Annotated in this window: 8 protein-coding genes; 2 read left to right on the top strand and 6 right to left on the bottom strand. The window is 73.5% G+C overall.

Annotated elements, in window-relative coordinates; genetic code table 11:
- Positions 1-315: 315 nt before the first annotated feature.
- The 3 genes from AOK09_RS18305 to AOK09_RS39165 form a co-directional block, all read right to left on the bottom strand.
- Positions 316-960, bottom strand: coding sequence for an ATP-binding protein (locus AOK09_RS18305; RefSeq protein WP_079063194.1), 645 nt, complete (start codon positions 958-960; stop codon positions 316-318).
- A gap of 475 nt (positions 961-1,435) precedes the next feature.
- Positions 1,436-1,795: a type II toxin-antitoxin system Phd/YefM family antitoxin gene (locus AOK09_RS42225; RefSeq protein WP_245687352.1), complete on the bottom strand. Its 360-nt coding sequence runs from the start codon at positions 1,793-1,795 to the stop codon at positions 1,436-1,438.
- Positions 1,796-1,811: 16 nt separating this feature from the next.
- Entirely contained in the window at positions 1,812-2,972 is a 1,161-nt protein-coding gene (locus tag AOK09_RS39165; RefSeq protein WP_055588277.1) for a hypothetical protein, read from the bottom strand.
- A 177-nt stretch (positions 2,973-3,149) separates the two neighbouring features.
- Here AOK09_RS39165 and AOK09_RS18285 point away from each other — a divergent pair, with 177 nt between their 5' ends.
- Together AOK09_RS18285 and AOK09_RS18280 are read left to right on the top strand one after the other, a co-directional pair.
- Positions 3,150-3,719 (top strand): SigE family RNA polymerase sigma factor, encoded by a 570-nt coding sequence (locus AOK09_RS18285; RefSeq protein ID WP_079063192.1) that lies wholly within the window; start codon positions 3,150-3,152, stop codon positions 3,717-3,719.
- On the top strand, positions 3,716-4,627 hold the full coding sequence (locus AOK09_RS18280) for a hypothetical protein (protein WP_055588276.1): 912 nt from the start codon (positions 3,716-3,718) through the stop codon (positions 4,625-4,627). Before AOK09_RS18285 ends, AOK09_RS18280 begins: the two co-directional genes overlap by 4 nt.
- A 129-nt stretch (positions 4,628-4,756) precedes the next feature.
- On the opposite strand, the gene AOK09_RS18275 is transcribed toward AOK09_RS18280, so the two are convergent.
- The 3 genes from AOK09_RS18275 to deoC all read right to left on the bottom strand — a co-directional run.
- On the bottom strand, positions 4,757-5,677 hold the full coding sequence (locus AOK09_RS18275; protein ID WP_055588275.1) for an aldehyde dehydrogenase family protein: 921 nt from the start codon (positions 5,675-5,677) through the stop codon (positions 4,757-4,759).
- The gene (locus AOK09_RS18270) at positions 5,670-7,184 is read right to left on the bottom strand and encodes an aldehyde dehydrogenase family protein (protein WP_245687351.1); all 1,515 of its coding nucleotides are present in this window, start codon (positions 7,182-7,184) and stop codon (positions 5,670-5,672) included. Before AOK09_RS18270 ends, AOK09_RS18275 begins: the two co-directional genes overlap by 8 nt.
- A 5-nt stretch (positions 7,185-7,189) precedes the next feature.
- On the bottom strand, positions 7,190-7,889 hold a 700-nt coding region (gene deoC / locus AOK09_RS18265), incomplete at its 5' end, for a deoxyribose-phosphate aldolase (RefSeq protein ID WP_055588274.1).

The following is a 7,889-nucleotide window of genomic DNA, read 5'->3' as shown; positions in this document are numbered from 1 at the left end:
GAGCCGGTTCGGGGGAGCCGGCTCAACGGGGGAGTGCCCGCGAGCAGCGGCCCGGCGCCAGGGGAGAGGCGCCGGGCCGCTGTACCGTCCCGACGGGGGTGGGCTTGGGTGCCCCGGGGGTTCGGATCGAGCGTCGCGTATTTCGGTGCTCAGGCCGGGGCGCCGTCCCGGGGGTCGGAGGATCGGGCGTCGCGTGCGCCGGTGCTCAGGCCAGGGGGCTTCGGTGCCCCGGCGTTCGGATTGTGTGTGGCGTATCCCGCGCTCAGAACGTGGCGGGGCCCCGGCGTTCGGATCGGGCGACGTGTATCCCGGCGCTCAGACCGTGGCGGGTTCCCGCACCTCGGCGGCCGCCCGCATCCGGCGCAGTGCCTCCGGACCGCCGCAGGCGTGGGCGCCCAGCTCGGTCTGCCGGGCGACGATCCCGCGCTCGGCCCGCATCAACCGCCAGCCGCGCCGCAGCAGGAACGGCACCGACTTGCGGCCCTCCCGCACATCGCGCCGGAACCGCCGCCAGGCGGTGGTGGCAGGCCGGTTGCGCAGACAGATCGCATCGCCCAGCAGGCCCTCGGCGGCGCAGCGAGCCGTGATCTCCGCTGCGAAGATGCCCTCCGCGACGAACGCCGGAGCCCCGTCGAGGTCCAGGGTGCGGGTGGCGACCCGGCCGTTGTCCGGGATGGAGTACACCGGCACCTCCGCCCGCCCGGTCTCCGCCAGCTGCCGGATCGCCACCATGGCGTCCTCGGCGTGCCAGGAGAGCGGGGAGTCCCAGTCCACCGCGTTGCCCGCGTCGGGCATCAGCGGGAGGGTGGGGTCGTCCCCGTCCTTGTAGAAGTCGTCCAGCTGCAGCACCGGCAGCCCGGCCCGCTCGGCCAGCGAGGACTTGCCCGATCCCGAGGGTCCCGACAGCAGCACGACGCGGGCACGGGGTATCGGCAGGGGATTCACCGGAGAGTCGCTCACGGGACACCAGTGTGACGCATCCCGGGGTGGGGCTGGACCCCGATCACCGTGACGGTGCTCTCAAGACCCTTGACGTCGGCCTCGTTTCGGGTGAGGAGCGGCAGGCCGGGACGGACGCGACCGCTGTGGTCATGAGATTCGTCCTGCGTGGCCGCAGGTTGCGTCCCGCGGCGACCGGGAGGGGACGAGGGTGCCGCAGCGGGCGGCGGTGTCGGGGTCGGCGCCGGCCATCGGCATCGGCAGTCGGCGTCGGCCATCGGCGTCGGCGTGGAGGGGCAACGGCTCGACATCGGCCACAGCGGAGCCCGACTTCTCGGTGCGGGTCGCACGGGACGGCGTGCTTGGCCATGGCCACGCCCGGGTGCAGTTCTGCCGGCGCCCCGTGGTGATCTCCGCGATCTCCGGCAGGGCGCCCGGGTCGATGAGGCCGAGGTCGATGACGGTGCATCTGCCGGGCACCCCCGACGCATGGCGCTCAGGCACGGTCGCACTCCCAGGGGTCGTACTCGTCGAAGGTGAAGAACTCCTCGGCCTCCCGTCGGATGAGGGCGTGGTCCACGTGCGGCTGCCGTCGATGCCGCTCCACCAGCTCCTGAGCGCTGGGCTTGCGCCTGCGTGTCAGGGGGCGCAGCTCCGCCACTTCCGTGTCGTTGCGGGTGATGTGGTGGGACTCACCCGCCTCGACCGCATCCATGACGGGCGGCAGTTGTTGCGGAACGCGCGCTGCGTGATCGTCGCCGGGGTTTGGTTGCAGTGCCTGCACAGCGCCCTGGGCCGCGGCGCTCGGTGTGGAGGCGGTCACCCCGGCGGCGTGCAGCGACGCGAGCCAGTGCACGCCGCCAGGGTCGGCTTCAGTACTGGCCCATGGAGCGTGCGGCGAACGGCGGGAACGATGCAGGGTCGCTGGACACGCCGTCCCCGGCTATCCACACGCCGTCGCCGTTGCCGTCGGCTGCGGGCGCGGCGCTGTTCAGCTGCGCCACTCCGGCCGGCAGCGGCACCCGATGGCCTGGGATACCGGCGGCGGGCACCCGGACGGCATAGCCGACGGGGCCGGTCCCCGTCATCCGGTACCCGACCGCCAGCGCGGCGCCCGAGTCGAACGCCAGGTCCTCCAGCTGGGCCCCGGGGTCGGCGGGCAGCCGGGCGGTCTGCCAGGCGGTGCCGTCCCAGTGCAGCGCCGCCGGGGTCCGCGTCCCGTCCGTGGCGACGCCGTAGCCGACCGCCCAGGTGCCGTGCGCCGGGTCGCTGCGGACCCGCTCCAGCCACACCTCCCGGCCGGGGGCCACCGGCGTACGGGTCCATGTGCGGCCGTCGTAGTGGACGGCCAGGCCGTCGACGCCGACCAGCCAGACGTCGTCCGGGGCGGACGCACTCACACTGGAGACCCAGAAGCGGTCCCAGGGGGTGTCCCCTTCGGAGTCCGGTATCTGGACCTGGGTCCAGGAGGTGCCGTCCCAGTGCGCGACAAGCGGGGTGACGCCGTCGCTGAGCACGGTGTATCCGACCGCCCACACGTCGTCCGGGCGGTCGGCGGTGACGCCGGTCAGGCCGGTGCCGGCGGGCAGTGCGGAGGTGTCGGCCAGGCTCCAGGCGGTGCCGTTCCAGTGCTCGATCAGCGCCTGTGTGTCCTGGCCCTCGCTCCTGCCGACAGCCCAGGCGTCCTCGGGGCCGAGGACGGCGACGTCGTCCAGCCGCCCGTCGGAGCCGCCGTCCGGGACGGGGGTCGGGTCGGTCACCCAGACGCCGCCCGCCCGCCGGGCGGCGAATGGGGTGAAGTACATGTCCCTGCCGCTGCCGACCAAGCCGAAGCCGACCGTGAAGGTGGTGCCGCCGCCGGTGGCGATCCGGCTCAGTGCGGCCTTGTCGACCGGCAGCGGGGTGACCGTCCACCCGGCACCCGGGTCGGCTGCGGCCACGCCCGGGGCGGCCGCACCGGCCAGGACGATGCCGGCGGCGACGGCGGCCGTGGCGACCGTGCGCAGCCGCGGACGGCGGGGGCGATGTGCCATGTGCGGGACCTCCTGCTGTGAGGTGGGCGCCCCGAGCGGGCGTCGAACCTGTCAATGCGTTGTGCGGCAGGGAAGGTTGAGAGCGGTCCACGGCGGGAGGCCGATGCGGACCGCTCTCAACCCGGGTGCGGTCCCACCGCGTTCCCCTGTCCGAGACGGAAAACCACCGGAGGGGACATGGCGCGAGCTGCGCAGGAGGACTTCGCCGATTTCGTGCGGACGCGATGGGTGCCGCTGATCCGCTTCGCCCACAGCCTGACGCTGGACGCGGGCAGAGCAGAGGATTTGGTGCAGGAGGGACTGGTCCGGCTGTGGAAGGTCTGGCCCAGGCTGCGCCAGGAGCAGCCCGAGGCCTATGTCCGGCGGATCGTCGTCAACCTGGCCGTGTCCTCGCGCCGCCGGCGCTGGTGGGGTGAGCGGGCCACCGCGGAACTGCCGGAGCCGCCGCCGAGCGGCGCGGCGGATCCCGGCAGCGGCGTCGGCGACCGCGATCTGCTGCGGAGGGCGCTGCGGCAGCTTCCGGCGAAGCAGCGGGTCATCGTCGTCCTGCGCTACGTCGAGGACATGTCGGAGCGCCAGGTCGCCGTCCTGCTCGGCTGCTCCGCGGGGACGGTCAAGTCCCAGGCCTCGCGGGGGCTGGCCAGGCTCCGCGAACTCCCGGCCTTCAACCGGTCCTTCGTCCCGGCGGTTGCCGCGACTGCGGCACCCGCACCCATCCAGCGCACGGCAGGAGAGACGATCCGATGACGCACGGACCCGAAGAGATGCTCAAGGAGGCAGTGGGCGGTCTCCCGGCTGACTATGCACCGCCCCTGGACCCGTACCTGCAGGTGGCCGACGGTGTGTTCCGCCGTCGCCGCAACCGCCACCTGGCCGTGGCGGTCGGCGCCGGCGCGGCTGTGGTCGCGCTCGCCGCAGCGCTGCCGCTGACGCTGGGCGCGGGTTCCGCCAGTCCGGCGCAGGTCAGCCCCGCCACCACGCCGACCGGCCCTGCCGCGGTGCTGGACGGCTACGACAAGGTGCCGGGGACCGTCTACCGGGTGGCGGAGGGGACCACCCGGGGCGTGCACTGGACCGCGGGCTCCGCGCGGGGGGCGAAGGGCCAGTCCTGCGTGGTCTCCCGCAATGTGCTGCTCGGCAAGACCAGCGCCTGCTTCGCGGACGCCCAGGGGGCGCGGCAGCTCCGCTGGGCGGCGACGGCGCCGTTCGACGACCGGCAGTTCGCCGTGGTCGGTGTGGCGCCGCCAGGAGTGGCGACCGTACGGGTGGAGCTTGCGAACGGCGCGCCGGTACAGGGCACCACCGTGGGCACCCCCACCTCCGGGGCCGTGCGCTTCTTCACGGTCATGGTTCGGGCGAGCACCCACCAGCAGGTGCACGTCCAGGGGTACGACCGGGCGGGCCAGCCGGTCGGCGGGCCGGTCGCGGCGCTGAGCAAGCAGGACTTCCGGGACGCCATCCCTCCGTACTGCATGCACTCCGGCGCGGAGCACCCCGTGGGCAGCGCCGACACGGCCCACCAGCCCGCCGAGCCCATCGACGGCGTCGCCACCGGTGCGCCCTGCGGCGGTCCCGCGACCCCCGCCGATCCCGATCCCGTCTCCACGACCCAGGCCGCCGGCCCCGGCCAGGGCATAGCTGACGGCGCGCCGTAGTGCTGCCCGGGCCCGGGTCGCCCCGGGGGCGAGGTAACCATGTGGTCCTCGCCCCCAGGGCGGTCCCGGCTCCGACGGCCCGACGGCCCGAGGGCCAGGGCGTCAGCGGGACAGAGAGCCAGGGCCTGCTCAGACGCCCATGGGGTGCCAGACCGTCTTGGTCTCCAGGAAGGCCAACAGACGCCCGGTGCCGGGGGCCGCGGTCCAGTCCTCGGCAGCGGGGTCGGCGGCGGGGCGCAGCACCCGCTTGAGGGTGTCCGCAGCGGCGGCCTCCAGGGCCGGGGCCGAGCCGGGGCCGTCGGTCGCCACGGCGCCGGCCAGGTCCAGGGCGTTGACGTCCTGGTGGGAGGCCAGGGTGGGGGCGATGTCAGCGGTACGGCCGGAGATCACATTGACCACACCGCCGGGCAGGTCGGAGGTGGCCAGCGCCTCGCCCAGGGAGAGCGCCGGGAGGGGCGCGCTCTCCGAGGTGGCGACAACCACGGTGTTGCCCGCCGCGATCGCCGGGGCGATCACCGACACCAGGCCCAGCAGGGAGTGGCCGGTGCCGCTCTGCGGGGCGACGACGCCGACCACGCCGGTGGGCTCCGGGGTGGAGAGGTTGAAGTAGGGACCGGCGACCGGGTTGGCGGCGCCCGCGATCTGGGCGATCTTGTCGGTCCAGCCCGCGTACCAGACCCAGCGGTCGATCGCGGCGTCCACCAGTGCGGCGGCCTTCTTGCCCCCGATGCCCTCGCCTGCGGCCACCTCGGCGGCGAACTGCTCGCGGCGGCCCTGCAGCATCTCGGCGACGCGGTAGAGGATCTGGCCGCGGTTGTAGGCGGTGGCGCCGGACCAGCCGGGGACGGCCTTGCGGGCGGCGGCCACCGCGTCGCGGGTGTCCTTGCGGGTACCGAGCGGGGCGTTGGCCAGCCAGTTGCCCTTGGTGTCGGTCACCTCGTACACCCGTCCGCTCTCGGAGCGGGGGAACTTCCCGCCCACGAACAGCTTGTAGGTCTTGAAGACGTCAAGTCGCGTCAGCGCGTCGGACTTCGCGGTCGGGTCAGACATCGAGGTACGCCTCCAGGCCGTGGCGGCCGCCCTCGCGGCCGTAGCCCGACTCCTTGTAGCCGCCGAAGGGCGAGGTCGGGTCGAACTTGTTGAAGGTGTTGGACCACACCACGCCCGCGCGCAGCCGGCTCGCCATCCACAGGATGCGGGAGCCCTTCTCGGTCCAGATGCCGGCCGACAGACCGTACGGGGTGTTGTTGGCCTTCTCCACGGCCTCGGCCGGGGTGCGGAAGGTCAGCACCGAGAGCACCGGGCCGAAGACCTCCTCGCGGGCGATGCGGTGGGCCTGGCTGACGCCGGTGAAGACGGTGGGGGCGAACCAGTAGCCGCTGGACGGCAGTTCGCAGGCGGGCGACCAGCGTTCGGCGCCCTCGGCCTCGCCGATGTCGGAGAGTTCGCGGATCCGGGCCAGCTGGGCGGCCGAGTTGATGGCGCCCACATCGGTGTTCTTGTCCAGCGGGTCGCCGACCCGCAGGGTCGCCATCCGGCGCTTCAGGGCGTCCAGGACCTCGTCCTGCACCGACTCCTGGACCAGCAGCCGGGAGCCGGCGCAGCAGACATGGCCCTGGTTGAAGAAGATGCCGTTGACGATGCCCTCGACGGCCTGGTCGATCGGCGCGTCGTCGAAGACGATGTTGGCGGCCTTGCCGCCCAGCTCCAGCGACAGCTTCTTGCGGCTGCCGGCGAGGGAGCGGGCGATGGAGCGGCCGACCTCGGTGGAGCCGGTGAAGGCCACCTTGGCGACGTCGGGGTGGGCGGTGAGCGCGGCGCCGGTGCGGCCGTCGCCGGTGACGATGTTGACCACGCCCTTGGGCAGCCCGGCCTGGCGGACGATCTCCGCGAAACGCAGCGCGGTGAGCGGGGTGGTCTCCGCGGGCTTGAGGACCACGGTGTTGCCGGTGGCCAGCGCCGGGGCGATCTTCCAGGCCAGCATCAGCAGCGGGAAGTTCCACGGGATGACCTGGGCGGCGACGCCCAGCGGCCGCGGGTCCGGCCCGAAGCCGGCGTACTCCAGCTTGTCGGCCCAGCCGGCGTAGTAGAAGAAGTGCGCGGCGACCAGCGGCAGGTCCACGTCGCGGGTCTCGCGGATCGGCTTGCCGTTGTCGATGGACTCCAGCACGGCCAGTTCGCGGCTGCGCTCCTGGACGATCCGGGCGATCCGGAAGAGGTACTTGGCCCGCTCCGAGCCGGGCAGCGCAGCCCAGCCGGGGAAGGCGTCGCGGGCGGCCCTGACGGCGCGGTCCACGTCCTCCTCGGTGCCCTGGGCGAACTCGGCGAGCACCTGCTCGGTGGCCGGGTTGACCGTCTTCAGGGCCTCCTTGCCGGCGCTCTCGGTGAACTCGCCGCCGATGAAGTGCCCGTACGAGGAGGCGATCTCCCCGGCCGCCGCGGGCGACTCGGGGGCGGGAGCGTAGGAGAAGAGCTTGCCCGGGAAGCCGTTGCCCACCGACGCGGGGACGCCGGGCTCGGCGGGGGCGGTCTGCTTGCTGTTCTTGGGGGTTGCCATCTGGCTCAGTCCACCGTCACGTAGTCGGGACCGGAGTACCGGCCGGTGGTCAGCTTCTGACGCTGCATCAGCAGGTCGTTGAGGAGGCTGGAGGCGCCGAAGCGGAACCAGTCCGCGGAGAGCCAGCCGTCGCCGAGCGTCTCGTTCACCATGACCAGGTACTTCATGGCGTCCTTGGTGGTGCGGATGCCGCCGGCCGGCTTGACGCCGACCTGGGTGCCCGTGGCGGCGTGGAAGTCGCGCACCGCCTCCAGCATCAGCAGCGTCACCGGCGGGGTGGCGTTGACCGCGACCTTGCCGGTGGAGGTCTTGATGAAGTCGGCACCGGCCAGCATCGCCAGCCAGGAGGCGCGGCGGACGTTGTCGTAGGTCTGGAGCTCGCCGGTCTCGAAGATCACCTTGAGATGGGCGTCCGGGCGGCCGTCGGAGCGGCGACAGGCCTCCTTGACCGCGGTGATCTCCTCGAAGACCTGGAGGTAGCGGCCGGAGAGGAAGGCCCCCCGGTCGATGACCATGTCGATCTCGTCGGCACCCGCGGCCACCGCCGCGGCGGTGTCGGCCAGCTTCACCGGCAGCCCGGCGCGGCCCGACGGGAAGGCGGTGGCGACGGAGGCGACCTGGATGCCGGTGCCCTCCACCGCGGCGCGGGCGGTGGCGACCATGTCCGGGTAGACGCAGACCGCGGCGACCCGGGGGCAGCCGGGG

The sequence above is a fragment of the Peterkaempfera griseoplana genome, from assembly GCF_001418575.1.
GTDB classification, from domain to species: Bacteria; Actinomycetota; Actinomycetes; order Streptomycetales; family Streptomycetaceae; genus Peterkaempfera; species Peterkaempfera griseoplana.
Note: the sequence above shows the minus strand (reverse complement) of the source record. Positions and strands in the feature narration are given on the sequence as shown.

What these genes read in the sequence shown, in the direction of transcription:
- AOK09_RS18270 (WP_245687351.1), bottom strand. Translation starts at nt 7,184, where the DNA reads ATGGCAACCCCCAAGAACAGCAAGCAGACCGCCCCCGCCGAGCCCGGC.
- AOK09_RS39165 (WP_055588277.1), bottom strand. Translation starts at nt 2,972, where the DNA reads ATGGCACATCGCCCCCGCCGTCCGCGGCTGCGCACGGTCGCCACGGCC.
- AOK09_RS18280 (WP_055588276.1), top strand. Translation starts at nt 3,716, where the DNA reads ATGACGCACGGACCCGAAGAGATGCTCAAGGAGGCAGTGGGCGGTCTC.
- AOK09_RS18285 (WP_079063192.1), top strand. Translation starts at nt 3,150, where the DNA reads ATGGCGCGAGCTGCGCAGGAGGACTTCGCCGATTTCGTGCGGACGCGA.
- AOK09_RS18275 (WP_055588275.1), bottom strand. Translation starts at nt 5,677, where the DNA reads ATGTCTGACCCGACCGCGAAGTCCGACGCGCTGACGCGACTTGACGTC.